The organism is Halapricum salinum (assembly GCF_004799665.1).
Lineage (GTDB): Archaea > Halobacteriota > Halobacteria > Halobacteriales > Haloarculaceae > Halapricum > Halapricum salinum.
This window is the reverse complement of the sequence record NZ_CP031310.1, coordinates 1261901-1278870: the sequence shown is the minus strand read 5'-3', so window position 1 is coordinate 1278870 and position 16970 is coordinate 1261901. Positions and strand designations below refer to the sequence as shown.

The following is a 16970-nucleotide window of genomic DNA, read 5'->3' as shown; positions in this document are numbered from 1 at the left end:
TACGTGGTACGCGACTGGGCCGGTAAAGCCTTTTTGTCGGCGTCGCTGGAACGGATATGGGCTACAGCGTCGTCGACCCCGACGAACTCGAACCGACCGAGGACTACCACTGCGATCGGCGCTCGATCACCGGCGCGTCCGGGCTGGCGAACCTCCATCTCGCCCGCTACACGATGGCTCCGGGCGAGCAACTCGCCCGGGAGTACCACTACCACGAACTCCGCGAGGAAGCGTTCTACGTCCTCGAGGGGACGCTGCATGTCGAGACGCCAGAGACGGAGTACGTCGTCGAGTCCGAGTCGGTGTTGGTCGCCGAACCCGACAGCCCCCACCGGGCGTACAACCCCGCGCGTGCCGAGGAGCCGGTGACCGTCCTCGGCGTCGGCGCACCGCGGTCGGACCCGGCGATCCCCTTCGATCCCGACGACTGACTCCGACGCTCGTGTCTCGCGATCTGGTACCACCCGTGCCAGCCACCAACACGGCTTTGTCGATCGCTCCCTCTACGGTGGGTATGCGCCGGGCCGTACTCGGGCTGGCCGTCCTGGTCGTGCTAAGCGGCTGTACGACGCCGTTCGACGCCGACAGCGGCGGCGACGGGGTCGAGACGGTCACACCGGCGTCCGTTCCGTCCGGCTTCGACGGACCGCCCGGAGTCGATCACCAGCGGGACGTTCTCGACCCGGTGGCGCTCGTCGCGGCCCACGAGCGCGCCCTCGACAACGGAAGCGCAGCGGTTCGATTCGAAGCCCGCCGCTGGCAGGTCGCCAACCGGAGTTACGGGTTCCAGTCACGGGGCGAACCGATCTCCAGTGAGGAGCGACTCGCCACCGAGACCGTCGTCCGGACCGGGGAGCCGACGGTGTTCTCTCGCTACACCAACGACTCGGTCGGGTACACGTACGGAACCTGGTCGAACGGGACCCACACCGTCGAGTTCGCCGACGTCCCCGAGGGGATCGCCCGGACTGTCTCTCCCTCGTCGTCGCGCCCCGACGAACCGCTCGACCTGGCCAGGACCTCGACACTCGGGGTCTGGTTCAATAACAGCCAGGTCCAGGCGATCGACCGGACCGAGACGGCCAAGGGCGTCCGCTATCGCGTCAGGGCGACCAGCGACGACCGCGGCCTGCTCGGGTCGAGTGCCGAGCGGACACACAACGGCGTGACCAACGGGACGCTCGTCGCGACGATTCGCCCGGACGGGCTGGTGACCGATCTCCGACTGGAGTTTACGTTGCTCACGCGCGCCGGCAATTTCCGGACGGCCTACCGCTACTCGGTCACGACCGACGTCGAGACGCTCCCGCGGCCGTCCTGGGTCGAACGAACGCTCGCTCGTGGGAACACCTCGCTCGATTCGTAGGGGGTTTTATTGGACGGTCGCTCCCAGCACCAGCCATGCGAACACTCGACCGGCTGCTCGACAGTGGCGTCGTCGCGGTCCTGCGTGACATCGACCCCGAAGCCATGCCCGAGGTCGCCGCCGCGCTCCAGGCCGGCGGCGTGACAGCACTCGAAGTCACCGCCGACGCTCACGACGCCAGCGGGACTATCGCCGAACTCGCTCCCACCGTCGACGACGACGTACTCGTCGGTGCCGGCACGGTCATGGACCCCGCGACCGCCTCCCGCGTCATCGAGGCCGGCGCGGCGTTCGTCGTCTCGCCCCATCTCGACCCCGAGGTCGTCCGTACTGCAAACCGTCGCGGCGTCGTCGTCGGCCCCGGCGTGATGACGCCGACCGAGGCCGCCGACGCGATGGCGGCCGGCGCGGACCTGCTCAAGATCTTCCCCGCGTCGACTGTTGGCCCCGGCCATCTGGGTGCGATCGCCGGTCCCCTCGGAGACGTCCCGATCATGCCGACCGGGGGGATCGGCCCCGACAACGTCGAGGCCTTCTTCGAATCGGGCGCGGCGGTCGTCGGTGCCGGCAGCGCTCTGATCGACTACGACGCCGTCGAACGCGGCGACTACGAGGCCGTCGAAGCGCATGCACGCGAGTTCGTCGACGCCGTCGAGGACGCTCGCGAGTAATCAGGCTGTCAGTTGCTCGGGGTCGACGGCGTCGTCGGTCTCGGGCCCGTCCTCGACCAGTTCCGGGTCGGTGTCGATCTGTCTGTCCGATCGTCGTTCCATAACTGTGTGTCTATTTCCCGCTCTCTTCAAGCACCCTCTCACGGCGAATACCGCCACCCGTCACGTCTTCGATCAACTATTGCCGGCTCTGCGGCCAGTGGTCTGCCTCGCGAGCGCTGGGTTCGGTCCCGCAACCCGGCGTGGAGGATGTCATCCCAGTTGCCTGGCTGCGTCACGGAGCGACAGTCCGCGATCGACGACGTCCCGCCTGTAGTGCATGTAGAATGCGCCAAGCGGTGGCTGGATGACGTACGCGAGCGCGATCGGGAGCACGGCACTCGTCGGCAGCGTGTCGGCGGCGACGACGATCGCGAGGGCGATCGAGAGGTTGCGCATACTGGTCGCGTACACCAGTGTGACACCGCGTTCGGTGTCCAGCAACAACCGGCCCAGCGCCGCGCCCCCGCCGAGCACGAGTACGTAAAAGGCCACGAGCGGCACGGTCGTCCCAGCCGACGCGAGGGGATCGGCCAGGATCGCGGTCGACCGCATCGTCATCGCGATGAAGACGATGAGCATCACACCGAGCGAACTGAGGCCGCCGAAGATCGGCTTCAACTGTTTGAATCCCTCGCCACCGTATCGTCTGATCAGTCCGCGCCGGGTAAGTGTCCCCGCGACCATCGGGACGACGACGACCTGGGCGAGTTGTCGGTACAGCACCGTCGGATCGAAGCCCACGTTCCCGGGGATCAGCACCGACAGGTACGCCGGCAAGAGTACGATTGCCGCCAGCAGGTTGACCGCCATCGCCACGAGTGCCGCTTCCAGGTCCCCGCCGGCCAGTCCCGTCCAGGCGGCCGTCATCCCGGAGGTCGGGATCAGCGCGATGAAGTACAACCCGATCGCGTAGCCGACGTCACCGGCGAAGAACACTCGCGAGAGACCGACAGCGACCAGCGGCGCGAACCCGAAGTTGAGCAGGAGACTCAACCCGACGATCCGCGCGTGTCTGCGGGCGTGTAGCACCTCCTGCAGATCGATGTTGATCATCATCGGGTACACCATCAGGAACAATACGGGGACAACGGCCAGCTGGAGCCCCGCTTTCGTCTCGGCCCCGGCGAACTGCCCGAAGACGAGCCCGGCAACCAGCGACCCGATGACGACGTAGAGCAGATTCCGCTTGAAACCCGTCAGTACGCCCCGGATCATCGGTCCTCTCCCCCCGGCGTCCCTGCCGGGGCGCCGGTCCGCCGTGAGTCACGCCTCCGGGCCCGTCGGCCCGCTGGCTCGACACCGTCCGACTGCCGCACTCGACTGAGGGTTCCCATGTTATTGTAGAATTGGGCCTATTGCACAAAACTACACCGGTTTGGAGGGGCAGATTCGAGTCGTGACTCCACGGAAAGACAGGCGAAGAACGGTCTGGATTCGAAAGGCGCTGAAACGACTGGATCGAGTTGCGGCACCCACTGACAACCGGAAATGTATTATCTACACACAGAAGCTGGGCGGGATCTCGACTGCAGCCGCGTTATGCCAGCAACTGGTCGACGATCGCCTCGGGGTCGAACCGTTCGAGGTCGGGGTAGTCCTGGCCGGTCCCCAGAAAGAGGATCGGCTTGCCGGTGACGTAGGCGATCGAGATCGCCGCCCCACCCTGGGGATCGGCGTCGGCCTTGGTGAGGATCGAGCCGTCGATCTCGGCGGCCTCGTCGAACTCCCGAGCGCGGTTGACGGCGTCCTGGCCCGCTACCGCTTCGTCGACGAATAGCGTCATGTCCGGGCCGATGACGCGATCGATCTTCTCCAACTGGTCCATCAGGCCCTCGTTGGTGTGCAGTCGACCTGCGGTGTCTCCCAACACGACGTCGACGCCGTTGGCCTCGGCGTACTCGACGGCGTCGTAGATGACCGCCGTCGGGTCGCTGCCCTGCTCGTGGGAGATGAACTTCCGGTCGAGATTCTCGGCGTGTTTCTGCAACTGCTCGTTGGCCCCGGCGCGGTAGGTGTCGCCGTTTGCCAGCACCGAGGAGTACCCGCACTGGTCGAGGTAGTGTGACAGTTTCGCGATCGAGGTCGTCTTCCCGACGCCGTTGACGCCGGTAAAGATGATCACGACCGGCTTGTCTGCCTGTGCGATTCGCTCTTCGAAGTCGAACTGTCCGACGCTGATCACGTCGTACAGCGCTTCCCGAAGCGCGTCCCGGACGAGATTGCCCGTTGAGGAGAGTCGCCGCCGGGTCTGGCCGGTCAGATTTTGCTCGACGCCGTCGAGAATCTCCTGGGCGACGCCCATCTCGACGTCGCTCTGCAGTAACGCGAGTTCGAGGTCGTCCAGATGCTTCTGGAGGTCGTCCTCGTCGATGACGGTCTTGCCGGTCGCGAACAGTTTGGCCTTCTCTGCGAGACCTCGATCATCGTCTTCGTCGGCGTCCTCGGCTGACTCTTCGTCGGCTTGCGCGGCAGATTCCGCATCCGGTTCGACGCTCGTGGACGCTTCGACCGACTCCGCCTCGGCAGGGACCGATTCGGCCCCGGGCCCAGATTCGGCCACTGGTTCGCCCGCCTGCTCTTCCGTGGCAGTCTCGGTTCCGCCCTCCGATTCGGCAGTCGCCGCGGCCGGTTTCGTATCCGTACCGGGCTCCGCGTCGGCAGTCGACTCGGCGGCAGCCTCTTCCTGTGGCCCGGCGTCGGCAGCAGCGGCTTGCGGCGCTTCCGCGTCGGTGGGTTCAGCCTCGGCTTCTTCGACCGCCTCTTCGTCGACGTCTTCCTCGACGTCCTTGCTGAAGCGGCCGAGTTTCTCCTTCAGTCCGTCGAACATCGGCGCTCTACTCGTCGCCGCCTTCCTCTTCGGCCTGCTGTTGCTGCTGCATCATCTGCTGCATCTGCTGCTGTTGCATCTGCTGGGCGCGCTCTTCGAGTTGCTCGCTCTCGGATTCGATCTCGGCGATCTCTTCCTGGACGCCCTCGATGCGCTCGTCTATGGCTTCCTTCTTCGTCTCGAGGGTGTCGATGGCGTCGTCCTGCTCCTGCTCGGCCGCGTAGTCGGCCCCGAGCCCGACGATGATCTCGTCGATGTCCTCGATCTCCGCGCGGACGTACGCGCCGCCGCCGATCGGGACCTGGACGGTCGAGCCGGTCTCGAGCGTCTCGATGGCCTCGATTGCCTCGTCGGTCTCGGCTTTCTCGGTCTGGAGGTCCTGAACCTCGCCTTCGAGTTCTTCTTTCTCCTCTTCGAGCGCCTGCATCGCCTGCTGGATCTCCTGCATCTGGCCGCCGCCACCGCCACCGCCGCCACCGCCCATCATGCTTCCACCTCGTCGATTTCGACCTGTGTACGCTTCAGCCCGTGCTTCGAGCCGAACTCGGCGAGCGTGTGCTCGGTCGCGACGTTTTCGTTCGGTGCTTCGATCTCCTTCTCGAAGGGCTGCGGGCCGTCCCGCGCCTGGAACGAGCCGCGAACAGTGAACGTGCTCATGTCCGGACGGTGGAGCACGAGCGGGAAGAATCTTCCCATCCACCTTTTTCCCGGGGGCGTCGCGCTCGCTCCGCGATCGCTCGATCCCCGGCAAAAACGTGGGCGAAAAAGCGGGACCTCGCGGCGAAGCCGCTCGGTCCCGTGAAACGCGGCTCAAGCGCCGCGTACGCTGGTGGCTGCGTTTCTGTTTCGGCAGCTGAGAAGGCAGAAGCGTTTATGAGAGGTCCCTGAAAACTTTATTTCATGAATAGAAGTCGAGTAATTCCTGGCGGGATCGCCGCCGCGATCGTCCTGTCCGGGGCTGTGATGGTTGCTGTCCGGGGGCCGGCACTTACCGGGTTGACACCTGTCGAGACGGCGATTTTCGCTATCGTCGGCGTCGCTATTCCACAGGCGATCCTCGCCCGAAAGAATCAGTCTCGGCCACGCTGGATCGTCGCGGGGCTCGCGTTCTGTGGTGGCGTCGGCGCGCTCGGCTATGGCTTCGTTTGGGACTCGCTGTTGACGCCCCGACTGAACGTCTTTATGGGACTGCTTCTGGTGGGTGTCGTCGCCGCGTGGCTCGTCGGCGTCGGCCGAGCGCTTCTCTCCGGGTATCGCGCCACTGTCGAGTGACGTCTTAGGGCCCGGATTGCTGACTGCCGTCCGGTTGTCCACTGCCACTTTGCTGTCTCTGGGCTTGCTGACCCGTCTGCGATGGTTGTCTGTTCGCCTGCTGGCGTTGCTGTGGTGGTTGCTGGCCCCGCGCGGTTCGCTGTGGCGCGGACTGTCGTGTCTGTCGTCCGCTAGTGCCCTTCCCGCGCCAGTACCAGTTCGCGAGGAACGCACCGACGAAGGCCCCGACCGCGGCGATTACACCGACCAGCACCATCGTCTCCATCGGCACCTCGACCGCGGGCGGTTCGGTCTGTTGCATCTGGGCTGTCACGGTCGCGGTACTGGCCGCGAGTAATCCGACGAGCAGCCCGCTCTGGACCACTATCGAGTGGATCGACCGTCTATCGTCTGCCATCAGGAGATGTGTTCCTCGGAAGTTACTTTGGTCTTGTGACGGTGGGGACAGCCGAACGCGGTCGGGGCGGTCAGTGCGGCCGCGGTCAGGAAGCCAGCGCGCAGGTTCCATCCTGCGCGCATGGGGAGGTGTGGGGAATCGTCGGGCGCAAACCGCGCCCGACTACAGAAAGCGCTGGCGTTGCCCTTATGGGCCGCGCCGCGACCGCGGCGCGTGCGCTGGCGGTTCTGGAGGACATGCAAAGGGCGAGCGAACCGCGCCAGCGGTTCGCGAGGGCTTTCTGGTTTAGTCGTCGGCGGGCTTCAGCGGCTTGCCCTCGCCGTCGGTCGGCGCGGGCGAGGCGTCCATGGAGTCGTCGCCTTCGGCGTAGGGGTACCACGTCTGCTTGGTGTTGTGCATGTACGGGTCCTCGTAGCTGGTCTCCTCGGGCTCGATGAATTCCGACAGCTCGTCTTCGTCGTGACGCGCGACGAAGTCACGGAAGGTCTCGTCCTCGGAGCGCTCAGCCTCGAAGTTCGCGAGCAGGTTCTTGATCGCGCCGGGGACCTCGTCGGCGGGCACGCGCATCTCGACCCAGTCCGCAAACCGGGGCTCGTCGCCGAGGCCGCCGCCCAGGCCGATGTCGAGGGCTTCGACCGGCTCGCCGTCCTTGCGGGTCTTCATGCCGCGCAGGGAGACGTCGGCGATCTGGGGCTGGGCGCAGGAGGCCGTACAGCCCGAGAGGTGGATGTGGAACTCCTCGTGGTCCTCGGGAAGCTCGACGTTGTCGCGCAGCCAGCGGGCGTAGCGAACCTGCCGATTCTTCGTCTCGACGATCGACAGCGAGCAGTACTCCGTCCCGGTGCAGGCGATCGAACCACGCATGAAGGGACTCGGGTCCGGGGAGTAGTCCTCCAGCAGATCCTCTTCGAGGAACGCATCGAGGTTCTCCTCGGGGATGTCCGTGACGATGATGTTCTGACGCTGGGTCAGCCGGACCTCACCGGAACCGTACTCCTCTGCGAGATCGGCCAGTTCCAGCACGTCGTCGGCACCCTGCCGACCGACGAGGACGTTCAGGCCCACGTAGTAGTTGCCGTCGTTCTGCTCGTGGACGCCGACGTGGTCGTTGTGGCCGTCCTGCGTCCCGGTGTTGTAGGTGTACTCGTCACGCATGTCCTCGCCTGCGGTCGGGAGTTCGAAGTCGACGTACTCCTCCTGGAGGGTTTTCCGAACCTTCTCGGGGCCCCACTCGTCGACGAGGAACTTGATCCGGGCGTTGAAGCGGTCGTCCCGGTCGCCGTAATCACGGAAGAGCGCCGAGAGGCCGCCGGCGACCTCGGCGGTCTTCTCTTTGGGCACCCAGACGTCGATATCCCGGGCGAAGCGCGGCTCTTTCCGTGCGAGGCCACCGCCGACACGGACGTTGAAGCCGATCTCACCGTCTTTCTCGGCGGGCTCGAAGGCCAGGTCGTTGATGTCGCCCTGCGCACAGCCCTCGTCACAGCCGGCGACGGCAACCTTCCACTTTCGCGGGAGGTTCACGTGGTCGTCGTCGCCTTTGAAAGTGTTGTGCAGGTTCTCGGCGACGTCCCACGAATCGACGTGCTCGTGTTTGTCCTTGCCGGCGACGGGACAGCCGACGATATTTCGCCAGGAGTCACCGCAGGCCTGCTGGGTCGACAGTCCCGCGGATTCGAGCTTGTCGAATATCTCCGGGATGTCCTCCAGCTTGATCCAGTGGAGCTGGATCGACTGTCGGGTTGTCCAGTCACAGTAGGCGTCGCCGAACTCGGGGTTGTCGGCTGGCCCGGTGGCGTACTCCTTTGCAACCTCGCCGATAACACGGAGCTGCCCCGGCTCGATGACACCGTTCGGTGTCCCGATGCGCATCATGAAGTACGATTCCTGCCCGGAGCGCTGGTGATACAGGCCCCACCACTTGAAGCGCTCGAACCACGCGTCCTGCTCCTCGTCCGGAATCGCGTCCCAACCCTCCTCGGCAAACCGCATGAGGTGATCACGGATCTCGTTGCCGTACACCTCGTCTTTCCATTTCTCGACCTTCGTTGGCATTCGTATTACCGCTTCTAGAACCCCACCCATATACCACCCGTCTTGGCGTCAATCCTCCCCACCTCTCGCCGAAGGAGACATATGTTGCCGCTACTCTGCGTCGGCCAGTCGGGTCCGCTTTCGCGGTACGTGGGCGCTCTCGAAGGTGACTGGATGGAATTCACCGGTTTCGGGGTCGATGACACGTCCGACGGTCAGCCAGTCGCTGACGCCGCTCGTCCCACACGAGATACACATGCCAGCGATTCGCGCTTCGATGTTCGGGTAGTCGATCCCGACTTCGACGAACCCTTCGGCGAGGAAATCAGTCGGTTCACACCCGCAGAAGTCGCTTCGCGCCAGCAGCCAGAGGTCGCTGACGTTCACCTCCCGCGAGTCGTTGACGCTGATCCAGGCCCCGTCGTCGAGCTGGTGAACGTCCGTCGTCATTACATCTCATTAGATCCTCCGGGCAGGTGAGTCCTTCGACCTGCCCACGTTTCGCCGGATCGTTTCGACTCGCTCTCCGTCGTGCGGTGTATGAGATGGATTAGCACGGACCGCGCGATTCTCTCGCACAGTCACCGGTACCGGCAATACCCTCCCCGAAGAGGGAGTCGGGGACAGGATTACGGGGGAAGGCGGCCTTAAGATGGGGAGGCCTGTATGGGGGAGTGACAGCAGATCGAGACAGCGACGGAGTGTGCGCCGGCCTCTCTCGGCGTTGCGGTCCGCCGTGCTCGATTGGTGGAGGAACAAGATGAGCGAGAACACACAGGTCCACGACGAGGCCCAGACCCGGGACGAACAAGTAGACGAACACCTCGAAGACGTCGAGGACGGATGCGGCTGCACGGAGATCTGGGAGCACCTCTCGGAGAACCGTGAAGCCGCGGACGACTGATCGAGTACACGGCGAGGTACTTTTGGTCAGCCAACGCCATACCACGAGTAATGCCTGCTGAGGGGCCAGACGATCTGCCGCCGGCCGACCGCGAGTCACCAGTCGGACAGCCCGTGATCCGCGGTGATCCGCGCATCACCGGCCAGCAACCCGACGAGGCCGTCCGATTCGACCCCGACGATCCCGACAGCGTCGCCGAGGCCGCTGACACGGTGCGGGCGTTCGCCGAGAACACCGCCGGTGACGCAGACAACGTCTACATGCTCCGCGGGGCGGCCGCCTGTGCGGCGCTGGTTCGCGGCGAGGGATCGTACAAGGCGGCCGCCGAGCGCGCCGGCGGCGAGGCCACAGTCGCGTTCATCCGCAAGTGGTCGCGGGTGCACGACCTGCCGCGGTCGATTCGCCGGCACGTCGCCCGCGGTGAGATCGCTCCCACGGCGGCCAAACACATCGCTCGCGTCGCTGGCGAGTCACGATTCTTGCTCGCCTGGGCGGCGCTCGATCACGAGTTGACCGTCCGGCAGGTACGATCGGTCGCCAGCCGCGTCAACGAGGGCGACAGCGTCGAGCGCGCGCTCAGGGATCTCACCGGCGAGACGCTGGGTCGACTCACGCTCGATTTGCCGCCGACCACGTATCTAGAGTTACGACGGCAGTCGTCGACCGAGGACACGGCCCCCGGGGAGATCGTCGCCGAGGCCTTGCAGTCGGTCGACGACCGATCGTAAGGTCTTAAGCGGTGACCGTCCGACTCGTAGGTGAGGGCCGGTAGCTCAGTTAGGCAGAGCGTCTGGCTTTTAACCAGACGGTCATGGGTTCAATTCCCATCCGGCCCGCTCACTCTGGCGCTCACAAATCGTGAGCGCTCACTCCCGACCGGCCCGTAGTGGTCTTCCTAGAAGATTCTCATGGGTGACAAACCGGTTCCTTTAGGGGTTCGTGTGTCGAGAACGCAGGTATGAGCAACACCGAATCACGATTCGCGGACACACTCGAACCGCTCGGGACGGCCGTTGGCGGGCTACTCGTCCTGATGGGACTCGGGACCCTCGTCGGGATGCCGTGGGCGACCAACGGCGACCTGGCGGCGTCGGCCGTCCAGATACTCGGGGTCTTGGCGACGATGGGTGTCGGTGCCGGACTGATCTGGCTGAGTCGACAAACAGAATAAAAAGCGCGTTCCGCGGAGCAATTCAGTCTCTGACTGGCAGATACGCCGTCGCGAGCAGGATCAGGCCCGCGAGCAGACTGATGATGACGACCGCCCAGAGGCCGGCCTTGCGCTCGTTGTACTTGTCGATCTTGTTCTGATCGGACTGGTAGGCCTCGTAGTTCTCGGTGGTGTTTTCGAGGATCTTCACCGTCGAGTCGCTCGGGAAGTGCACGAAGTACGTCTCGTTGTTCAGCTCGACCGAGCTACCTTCCGAGAGGCTTCTGGTAAACGTTTTCGGTCCCCGCCACTCGAGGGGTACTTCGGCGGTCGTGATGTTGCCGATCGTCGTCTCGTTGCCCTGATACTGGAGCGTCCCGCCTTCTTCGAGCGTCTCGACTTCGGGATCGGGCAGGTACTCGCTGAGCAGGACCTGCGTGCCGTTTTCGAACTCGACGAACTGCGAACCGTCGGGGTTCGTCCCGAGCGTGCCTCGGACGTCGGTGTCCATCCCGAGAATCCGCGTGACGTTCTGCTGCTGGATCAGCGACGCCGTGGTTGGATCGACGCCGGTCTCGTTGGGAATCGTCACGAGATAGTCACTGCCCCATCGCAGAGTCGCGTCCTGGGCGGTGACGTCGGTGAGCGTGGCGTCGAGATAGGGTTGTCCGTCGACTGCCAACGTGACCGTCCCGCCGCGTTCGACGGTCGAGACCATCGAGCGGTTGGTCGTGTTCACCAGTCGCATCGTCGGCGGATCGGCACTGACGTTCGTCAGCACCTGGTGGTCGCTCCCGTCGAATTCGACAGTCGTGCCGTTTTCGAGCGTCGTCGAATCGATTCGCTGATCCTCCCAGGAGACGGCCTGCCAGGAGACCGTCGAGTTGTTCGCGAGCGTCGCCGTGTATCTCGCGTCGGAGGTACCCCACGTCAGACTGCCGGAGCCGTTGCTGATCGAGTCGACCGTGTAGGTCTGGTCACCGACGGTGAGTTCGTCGTCGACCGCGTAGGTCTCGCCGGGTACGTCGATCTGGGGCTGCTCTGCCATCCCGAGATAGGCGTACGCACCCGCGCTGATGACCATGAAGAGGACGAAATAGGCCGCCGCAGCGCGTCGTTGCATGTTCGTGTCGTCGGAAGCGCCGGCCTATAACCGTTACCTTTCGGTACTGAAATTACTCCCCGTGGTCGCCTGCCACGAGCGCCTCGACGTCCGCTGCCGTCGGCAACCCTGCCATCGCGCCGGTCGCCGTCGTCGCGAGGCCGCCCACGGCACTGGCGTACCGGAGCGCCTCTGCCAGCCCGACCTGTTGGAGGCCCAGCGCGGTGATCGTCCCCGCGACGAAGGCGTCGCCTGCGCCCGTCGTCTCGACGACGTCGACGTCGTAGCCTTTGAACTCGGCTTCGGCCGGACCCCACGGCGCGTCCGCTGTCGCACGCGCCATCGCGCCCTCGCCGCCGCGCGTGAGCAAGACGGTGTGTGGCCCCATGTCGAGGACGGCCTCCGCGACCGCGTCTTCGTCGGCCGCCTCGACCAGCACCGACAGGTCCTCCTGGTCGGTCTTGACCACGTCAGCGATGCCGAGCGCCCGTTCGAGCGTCTCGACCAGCACCGTCTCGTCTGGCCAGAGATCCGGTCGCGTGTTCGGGTCGAACGAGACCGTACAGCCGTGCTCGTTCGCTCGTTCGAGCAGGTCCAGCGTCGCCGTTCGTGCGGGTTCGGTGAAGAGTGAGACGCCGCCGGCGTGGACCCATTCGACTTCGGCCAGTGTCTCGTCGTCGACGGTGTCGGGCTCCATCGCGAAGGTGGCCGTCTCGTCGGCGAAGAAGGTAAACGACTGGTCGCCAGTTTCGTCTTCTCCCACGAGGGTGTGGGCCGTCTTTCGGTCGTCGTCCCGCTCCAGAAAATCTTCGCGGACGTCTTCTGCGGTCAGGACCGACGCGAGGTGCTCGCCGAAGGGATCGTCGCCGAGTCGGGTCCACAGAAATGGGGGATGGCCCAGCCGCGACAGTGCGACGGCGACGTTGGCCGGTGCGCCGCCAGCTTCCCGTTTCAGCGTCTCGGCCTCTGCGATCGGGCCCTCACTCGTAGGAAACAGGTCGATCAGTGCCTCACCGGCGACGAGTACGCGCGAGTCGTTCATACCCGTGCTTCGAGGATTCGATCAATAGACCTTGCCCTTGCACTACAGTCCGCTGACGAAGATCGCGACCGACTCACTCAGATCGCGGCTCCGACTCACTCGCACTTCCTCGACCCACTTGACCCACTGGTAGCCCCGCCGGTCGGGCGCGACGAGTCGGAGGGGAAAGCCGTGGCCGTGGGTGAGGCGCTCGCCGTCGACGTGGGTCGCCAGCAGCGCCTCGCGTGCTTCCTCGATCGGGAGGCTCCACTTGTAGCCCGTCACCGAGCGGAACTGGACCCAGCCGGCGTCGCCCCGGACGTCGGCCGCCTCGAGCAGATCGCCGACAGAGAGGCCCTGCCAGTCGCGCTCGGCGTACCAGCCGCTGGTGCAATCGAGCAGTGCGCGCGTCTCGCTCTCGGGAGCGAGGTCCTCGGCGTCGAGCGAGAACGGTTCGTCGACTCGCCCTCGCACACGGAGCGACCAGGTGTCGAGGTCGACCCGATCGGGATCGTCGGCGACCCACATCGTCACCGGAAAGTCGTTGCCCGACTCGCCCTCGACCGGGCGCGACCCCGTGAATCGCCGGCGTGCACCCGCGGTGTCGAGCACGCGATTGAGCGACTGCTGGGCGCGCCAGACGACCGCACCGCCGACGAGCAGCCCACTCATCTGCAGAGCCGTCCGGCGGTCGGTCACCGTCTCCCGGTCGGGGAGCGCGAAACGTCGTCGGAGGTGGACGAGGAGAACCGGCACCACGAGCAGCCCCAGCGCGATGTGGACGTTGAGCAGCCCCCAGAATCCCAGATCGAGTTCGAGCCCGAACACCCACGCGATCCCAGTCGCGAGTGCGGCGAGTGCGAGGACAGCCAGTGCGATCGACGTCCAGACGCCGGTCGGTCTCGCGCGGACGCGGCGGCGGACGCGCCAGAGCTTCAGCGCGACGAGGCCGACGAGCGTGACGCCGACGACGCCGTGGGTGACGTACACCCAGGCGGTGCTCGGCGTCGCGGCGAACATGCTCGCGACGCCCGTCGCCAGGAGGACGAGAATGGACACGAGGATGCCCAGGTCGACCACCCGCGCGGGCGGCGTCACGGCGTCGAGTCGTCCCATCGCTCCCGTTTGGGACTCCATGTGCTTGACTGGCAGGGTCGAGGACACGTTCTTTTTCGAGGCCGCCGAACTTCCCGGTATGTTCGTCCCACTCGTCCGGGAGGTCATGTCCGGGCCCGTCGAGACGGTCACGGCCGCTGTGAGCGCGCGCGAGGCGGCGACACGGCTTCGCGACCGCGATATCGGATCGCTGGTCGTCGTCGAAGACGGGCGGCCGGTTGGGATCGTGACGCGAACCGACGTCGTCGCGCTGTTCGCGGCCGGCAGCGACGGCGATACCCTCTCCGTCGGGGAGATGATGAGCGAGAACCCGGTGACGATCGGACCGGACGCGACCGTCACCGTCGCCGCCGAGACGCTGTCCGAACACGACGTATCGAAGCTGCCGGTCGTCGAGGACGGGGAACTCGTCGGGATCGTCACGACGACGGACCTCGCGGATTACGTCTCGACGGGCGCGATGGAGCCCACAGCGTCGGTCGAACCCCAGCGCCACCGCTACCGGCCGGACACCGCCTACGAATGCGAGGACTGGTACTTCCAGAGTTACGGGACCGAGGACGGGCTGGGGGTCGGTGATCGAGCCACCTTCGCGAAGACGATCACCGACGAGGACGTCCAGGCCTTCGCGGACGCCAGCGGTGACACCAACCGCGTCCACCTCGAAGCCGACTTCGCCGCGAAGACCCGCTTCGGCGAGCGGATCGCCCACGGGACGCTCGTGAGCGGGCTCATCAGCGCTGCGCTGGCCCGTCTTCCCGGATTGATCATCTATCTCTCCCAGCAGGTGACTTTTCGTGGCCCCGTCTCACTGGGCGAGTGCGTGACCGCTCACTGTACCGTGGTCGAGGATCTGGGTCGGAGTCGCTATCGACTCGAAACCAGCGTGGAGACCGACGCCGGCGAGACCGTCGTCGAGGGGCAGGCGACGGTGCTGGCCGATCCGTTGCCCGAGGAAAGCTGACTGCGGCGGCGGTGGCCGGGAAGGCGTTTCATCGCCTGACCCGGGGAAGGGCAGGCCTGTTGTGCGGTTGCAGTGCGGTTGCGGAAGCGATGCGGTTGTGGAGGCGGTGCTGTGCGGTCGTGACGAGCATACGGCGACGCAGTCGCCGTTTCCCCGGAATCGCCCTCGCAAGGCGATTCCGGCCTTTTTCCCCAAGTTTTTGCGATGAGGGTGCCCGCAGCGAGCGCTTTTATGCGCTCGCGAGGACACCCGAAGAGGAAAAAGTGGCTGTCATGCGCTCGTCTGACGGGTGATTTTGTAGGAAGCGCCCGTGCTTCCGGGCATGACGAGTCTCGGGGAGGCCTACGGCGACGACCGCTGGAACGGCCGGGACCCGCGCTGGATCGCGATCGGCGCGGGGGCGTTCGTCGCCGGCGTCGTCGCCATCGTGCTGGCCATCGCGATCGTCGCGACGTCGTTCGGCGACGCCCTCGGACTCACCGGAACCTACGAGGCCCGCGAACCGGCCGGGATCCTCGCCGGACTGGGCGTGCCCGCGATGTTGCTCGGCGTGGTCGCCGTCCTGCCGTCGAGTCGCCGACAGGGCGTCGGGGTCGTCCTCGGCGCACTGTGCTGTCTGGCGGGCGTCGCGCTCTTTCAGCATGCCTACCCCTGGATGTGGCCGCCCGCCGAGCCGTCGATGGCCTTCGAGACGTCGATGACCTATTTCGCTGGTGCCGTGCTGGCGTTCGGATCGGTCTTTTCGACGGTCGCCAGTTACCGCGTGCGGAACAATCCGCAGGGAACGGTTCGGATGGAACTGCAACGCCAGGGCGAGACGAAGACAGTCAAGGTCTCGCGGGATCAGTACCGCCAGTACAAGCAGGCGATGCGCGGCGACGGCGGCGAACAGACCCAGGTTATCAAAGAGATCGAGTCGAAGTTCAACGAGTAGTCGCCTCCGTTTGGATCGGCTGGTGGGACTGTCGTACTGTCGCGACCGTCGGGTTTATTCGAGCGCGCACGCAACCGAGCACCGATGAAGCCGCTGCACGCGCGCTACCCGTTCATGCAGGCGGCCCGAGATGCCGTCGACGCCGCCGAGATCGATCTGGCGGCGGTCGTCCAGCGCGGCGATCCGGCCGTCGAGCGGGGCCTCGCCCGCGTCGAGGCCGCCCTCGAAGACGGGACGGTCGGGGAGCCAGCCCGGCAGTCCCGCGTGGAACTCCTCTCGTATCCGGTCGCTCGCGTGCTCGTCTCGATCGTCGACGAAGCGGTGTTGACGCGGTCGTACGCCCGTGCGGAGGCCGCGAGTGCTCACGATCGATTTACCGAGGAGTTAGCCTCGACCACAGAATTAAAATCGACCAGCGGTGACTCGTTGGGTCTGCGTGATCTGCTTGCCGAGTTCGACCTGCTGGGTCACGTTCGCGCCGAAGACGGCCCGCTCGAAGAGGCAGAGGAGTACCGGGTCGAGGTGGGGGCGTATCTCGAACTCGCCGCGGGACAGTGGGGTGACGAGTGGCGACTGGTCAATCGCACGCTCACAGGTGGCGAAGTCCCGGTCGACCACGACGAACTACTGGTGCTCTGCCGGCGGGCCGTCGAGCGCCGCGTCGAGTCGGGGCTCCCCCTGAACGTACCCGATGCGATCGCCGATCCTCTGGAGGAGGAGGTCGCCCAGCTACGGGAGACGCTGGCGGAACTCGATCTCACGCGGGACATCGATACCGTCGTGCCCGACCTGTTCCCGCCGTGTATGCGCGCGCTGCTGGACAAGATCCAGAAGGGCGAACACCTCGAACACCACTCGCGCTTTGCGATCACGGCCTTCCTGACGTCGATCGGGATGAGCACCGACGAGATCGTCGAACTCTACGAGATCAATCCCGGCTTCGGCGAGGAGATGACCCGGTATCAGACCGATCACATCCGCGGCGAGTCTAGCCCCACCGAATATTCGACGCCGTCGTGTGCCACCATGCAGTCCTACGGCGACTGTGTCAATATGGACGACCGCTGTGAGCGGATCTCCCATCCGATGGCCTACTACGAGGACGCCTTGGACGAGGCCGACGAAGAGGACGTCACCGACTGGCGCGAGGCCCAGGAAGGGTAGGAATAC

The 16970-nt window shown here is 65.6% G+C and carries 21 protein-coding genes and 1 tRNA gene; 11 read left to right on the top strand and 11 right to left on the bottom strand.

The window, feature by feature from the left end; all coding sequences use genetic code 11:
* The first annotated feature begins 56 nt into the window (after positions 1-56).
* The 3 genes from DV733_RS06395 to DV733_RS06385 all read left to right on the top strand — a co-directional run bounded on the left by DV733_RS06395 (position 57) and on the right by DV733_RS06385 (position 2037).
* Positions 57-431, top strand: a complete 375-nt coding sequence (locus DV733_RS06395) for a cupin domain-containing protein (protein ID WP_049995542.1) — start codon at positions 57-59, stop codon at positions 429-431.
* A gap of 83 nt (positions 432-514) precedes the next feature.
* On the top strand, positions 515-1366 hold the full coding sequence (locus DV733_RS06390; RefSeq protein ID WP_049995543.1) for a hypothetical protein: 852 nt from the start codon (positions 515-517) through the stop codon (positions 1364-1366).
* A 35-nt stretch (positions 1367-1401) separates the two neighbouring features.
* Positions 1402-2037 carry a bifunctional 4-hydroxy-2-oxoglutarate aldolase/2-dehydro-3-deoxy-phosphogluconate aldolase gene (locus DV733_RS06385; RefSeq protein WP_049995544.1) on the top strand — a complete coding sequence of 212 codons (636 nt, stop codon included), beginning with the start codon at positions 1402-1404 and terminating at the stop codon, positions 2035-2037.
* A gap of 252 nt (positions 2038-2289) precedes the next feature.
* Here DV733_RS06385 and DV733_RS06380 read toward each other — a convergent pair whose 3' ends face one another.
* The 4 genes from DV733_RS06380 to rpl18a form a co-directional block, all read right to left on the bottom strand.
* The gene (locus DV733_RS06380) at positions 2290-3294 is read right to left on the bottom strand and encodes an arsenic resistance protein (RefSeq protein ID WP_049995545.1); all 1005 of its coding nucleotides are present in this window, start codon (positions 3292-3294) and stop codon (positions 2290-2292) included.
* 322 nt (positions 3295-3616) lie between these two features.
* Complete coding sequence (gene ftsY, locus DV733_RS06375) at positions 3617-4906, bottom strand: signal recognition particle-docking protein FtsY (RefSeq protein WP_049995546.1); 1290 nt, start codon at positions 4904-4906, stop codon at positions 3617-3619.
* 7 nt (positions 4907-4913) lie between these two features.
* Positions 4914-5393, bottom strand: a complete 480-nt coding sequence (gene pfdA / locus DV733_RS06370) for a prefoldin subunit alpha (RefSeq protein WP_394346230.1) — start codon at positions 5391-5393, stop codon at positions 4914-4916.
* Complete coding sequence (gene rpl18a / locus DV733_RS06365) at positions 5390-5563, bottom strand: 50S ribosomal protein L18Ae (RefSeq protein WP_049995547.1); 174 nt, start codon at positions 5561-5563, stop codon at positions 5390-5392. The genes pfdA and rpl18a overlap by 4 nt, the downstream gene beginning before the upstream one ends.
* A gap of 243 nt (positions 5564-5806) precedes the next feature.
* Here rpl18a and DV733_RS06360 point away from each other — a divergent pair, with 243 nt between their 5' ends.
* The gene (locus DV733_RS06360) at positions 5807-6178 is read left to right on the top strand and encodes a hypothetical protein (RefSeq protein WP_049995548.1); all 372 of its coding nucleotides are present in this window, start codon (positions 5807-5809) and stop codon (positions 6176-6178) included.
* Positions 6179-6182: 4 nt separating this feature from the next.
* On the opposite strand, the gene DV733_RS06355 is transcribed toward DV733_RS06360, so the two are convergent.
* From DV733_RS06355 to DV733_RS06345, 4 genes are all read right to left on the bottom strand, one after another.
* Positions 6183-6575, bottom strand: a complete 393-nt coding sequence (locus DV733_RS06355) for a hypothetical protein (protein WP_049995549.1) — start codon at positions 6573-6575, stop codon at positions 6183-6185.
* Entirely contained in the window at positions 6575-6697 is a 123-nt protein-coding gene (locus DV733_RS17650; protein WP_257217576.1) for a hypothetical protein, read from the bottom strand. The genes DV733_RS06355 and DV733_RS17650 overlap by 1 nt, the downstream gene beginning before the upstream one ends.
* 163 nt (positions 6698-6860) lie before the next feature.
* Positions 6861-8630 (bottom strand): nitrite/sulfite reductase, encoded by a 1770-nt coding sequence (locus DV733_RS06350; protein WP_049995550.1) that lies wholly within the window; start codon positions 8628-8630, stop codon positions 6861-6863.
* A 90-nt stretch (positions 8631-8720) separates the two neighbouring features.
* Positions 8721-9059: a hypothetical protein gene (locus DV733_RS06345; protein ID WP_049995551.1), complete on the bottom strand. Its 339-nt coding sequence runs from the start codon at positions 9057-9059 to the stop codon at positions 8721-8723.
* 310 nt (positions 9060-9369) lie between these two features.
* Here DV733_RS06345 and DV733_RS17300 point away from each other — a divergent pair, with 310 nt between their 5' ends.
* From DV733_RS17300 to DV733_RS06330, 4 genes are all read left to right on the top strand, one after another.
* Entirely contained in the window at positions 9370-9513 is a 144-nt protein-coding gene (locus tag DV733_RS17300) for a hypothetical protein (RefSeq protein ID WP_170178695.1), read from the top strand.
* Positions 9514-9563: 50 nt separating this feature from the next.
* Positions 9564-10241 carry a DUF7119 family protein gene (locus tag DV733_RS06340; RefSeq protein WP_049995552.1) on the top strand — a complete coding sequence of 226 codons (678 nt, stop codon included), beginning with the start codon at positions 9564-9566 and terminating at the stop codon, positions 10239-10241.
* 34 nt (positions 10242-10275) lie between these two features.
* Positions 10276-10349: transfer RNA gene (locus DV733_RS06335), tRNA-Lys, on the top strand.
* Positions 10350-10471: 122 nt separating this feature from the next.
* Positions 10472-10684 carry a hypothetical protein gene (locus DV733_RS06330; protein WP_049995553.1) on the top strand — a complete coding sequence of 71 codons (213 nt, stop codon included), beginning with the start codon at positions 10472-10474 and terminating at the stop codon, positions 10682-10684.
* A 22-nt stretch (positions 10685-10706) separates the two neighbouring features.
* Here DV733_RS06330 and DV733_RS06325 read toward each other — a convergent pair whose 3' ends face one another.
* From DV733_RS06325 to DV733_RS06315, 3 genes are read right to left on the bottom strand one after another with little or no spacing between them, the layout of a single operon-like run.
* Positions 10707-11786, bottom strand: coding sequence for a hypothetical protein (locus DV733_RS06325; protein WP_049995554.1), 1080 nt, complete (start codon positions 11784-11786; stop codon positions 10707-10709).
* Between the two features lie 52 nt (positions 11787-11838).
* A complete protein-coding gene (locus DV733_RS06320) occupies positions 11839-12807 on the bottom strand; it encodes a carbohydrate kinase family protein (protein WP_049995555.1) in 969 nt (322 codons plus the stop codon).
* Between the two features lie 42 nt (positions 12808-12849).
* Positions 12850-13902 (bottom strand): molybdopterin-dependent oxidoreductase, encoded by a 1053-nt coding sequence (locus DV733_RS06315; RefSeq protein WP_049995556.1) that lies wholly within the window; start codon positions 13900-13902, stop codon positions 12850-12852.
* Between the two features lie 79 nt (positions 13903-13981).
* Here DV733_RS06315 and DV733_RS06310 point away from each other — a divergent pair, with 79 nt between their 5' ends.
* The 3 genes from DV733_RS06310 (at position 13982) to priL (ending at position 16964) form a co-directional block, all read left to right on the top strand.
* On the top strand, positions 13982-14866 hold the full coding sequence (locus tag DV733_RS06310; protein ID WP_049995654.1) for a CBS domain-containing protein: 885 nt from the start codon (positions 13982-13984) through the stop codon (positions 14864-14866).
* A gap of 322 nt (positions 14867-15188) precedes the next feature.
* Positions 15189-15800: a DUF7139 domain-containing protein gene (locus DV733_RS06305; protein ID WP_049995557.1), complete on the top strand. Its 612-nt coding sequence runs from the start codon at positions 15189-15191 to the stop codon at positions 15798-15800.
* Positions 15801-15884: 84 nt separating this feature from the next.
* Positions 15885-16964, top strand: a complete 1080-nt coding sequence (gene priL / locus DV733_RS06300) for a DNA primase regulatory subunit PriL (RefSeq protein WP_049995558.1) — start codon at positions 15885-15887, stop codon at positions 16962-16964.
* The last annotated feature ends 6 nt before the right edge of the window (positions 16965-16970 follow it).

Excerpts from the sequence above, each read along its gene's own strand:
- DV733_RS06350 (WP_049995550.1), bottom strand. The coding sequence starts at position 8,630 with ATGCCAACGAAGGTCGAGAAATGGAAAGACGAGGTGTACGGCAACGAG.
- priL (WP_049995558.1), top strand. The coding sequence starts at position 15,885 with ATGAAGCCGCTGCACGCGCGCTACCCGTTCATGCAGGCGGCCCGAGAT.
- ftsY (WP_049995546.1), bottom strand. The coding sequence starts at position 4,906 with ATGTTCGACGGACTGAAGGAGAAACTCGGCCGCTTCAGCAAGGACGTC.
- DV733_RS06340 (WP_049995552.1), top strand. The coding sequence starts at position 9,564 with ATGCCTGCTGAGGGGCCAGACGATCTGCCGCCGGCCGACCGCGAGTCA.
- DV733_RS06310 (WP_049995654.1), top strand. The coding sequence starts at position 13,982 with ATGTTCGTCCCACTCGTCCGGGAGGTCATGTCCGGGCCCGTCGAGACG.
- rpl18a (WP_049995547.1), bottom strand. The coding sequence starts at position 5,563 with ATGAGCACGTTCACTGTTCGCGGCTCGTTCCAGGCGCGGGACGGCCCG.
- DV733_RS06390 (WP_049995543.1), top strand. The coding sequence starts at position 515 with ATGCGCCGGGCCGTACTCGGGCTGGCCGTCCTGGTCGTGCTAAGCGGC.
- DV733_RS17650 (WP_257217576.1), bottom strand. The coding sequence starts at position 6,697 with ATGCGCGCAGGATGGAACCTGCGCGCTGGCTTCCTGACCGCGGCCGCA.
- DV733_RS06315 (WP_049995556.1), bottom strand. The coding sequence starts at position 13,902 with ATGGGACGACTCGACGCCGTGACGCCGCCCGCGCGGGTGGTCGACCTG.
- DV733_RS06325 (WP_049995554.1), bottom strand. The coding sequence starts at position 11,786 with ATGCAACGACGCGCTGCGGCGGCCTATTTCGTCCTCTTCATGGTCATC.
- DV733_RS17300 (WP_170178695.1), top strand. The coding sequence starts at position 9,370 with ATGAGCGAGAACACACAGGTCCACGACGAGGCCCAGACCCGGGACGAA.
- DV733_RS06385 (WP_049995544.1), top strand. The coding sequence starts at position 1,402 with ATGCGAACACTCGACCGGCTGCTCGACAGTGGCGTCGTCGCGGTCCTG.
- DV733_RS06395 (WP_049995542.1), top strand. The coding sequence starts at position 57 with ATGGGCTACAGCGTCGTCGACCCCGACGAACTCGAACCGACCGAGGAC.
- DV733_RS06345 (WP_049995551.1), bottom strand. The coding sequence starts at position 9,059 with ATGACGACGGACGTTCACCAGCTCGACGACGGGGCCTGGATCAGCGTC.
- DV733_RS06305 (WP_049995557.1), top strand. The coding sequence starts at position 15,189 with ATGACGAGTCTCGGGGAGGCCTACGGCGACGACCGCTGGAACGGCCGG.
- pfdA (WP_394346230.1), bottom strand. The coding sequence starts at position 5,393 with ATGATGGGCGGTGGCGGCGGTGGCGGTGGCGGCGGCCAGATGCAGGAG.
- DV733_RS06330 (WP_049995553.1), top strand. The coding sequence starts at position 10,472 with ATGAGCAACACCGAATCACGATTCGCGGACACACTCGAACCGCTCGGG.
- DV733_RS06320 (WP_049995555.1), bottom strand. The coding sequence starts at position 12,807 with ATGAACGACTCGCGCGTACTCGTCGCCGGTGAGGCACTGATCGACCTG.
- DV733_RS06380 (WP_049995545.1), bottom strand. The coding sequence starts at position 3,294 with ATGATCCGGGGCGTACTGACGGGTTTCAAGCGGAATCTGCTCTACGTC.
- DV733_RS06360 (WP_049995548.1), top strand. The coding sequence starts at position 5,807 with ATGAATAGAAGTCGAGTAATTCCTGGCGGGATCGCCGCCGCGATCGTC.
- DV733_RS06355 (WP_049995549.1), bottom strand. The coding sequence starts at position 6,575 with ATGGCAGACGATAGACGGTCGATCCACTCGATAGTGGTCCAGAGCGGG.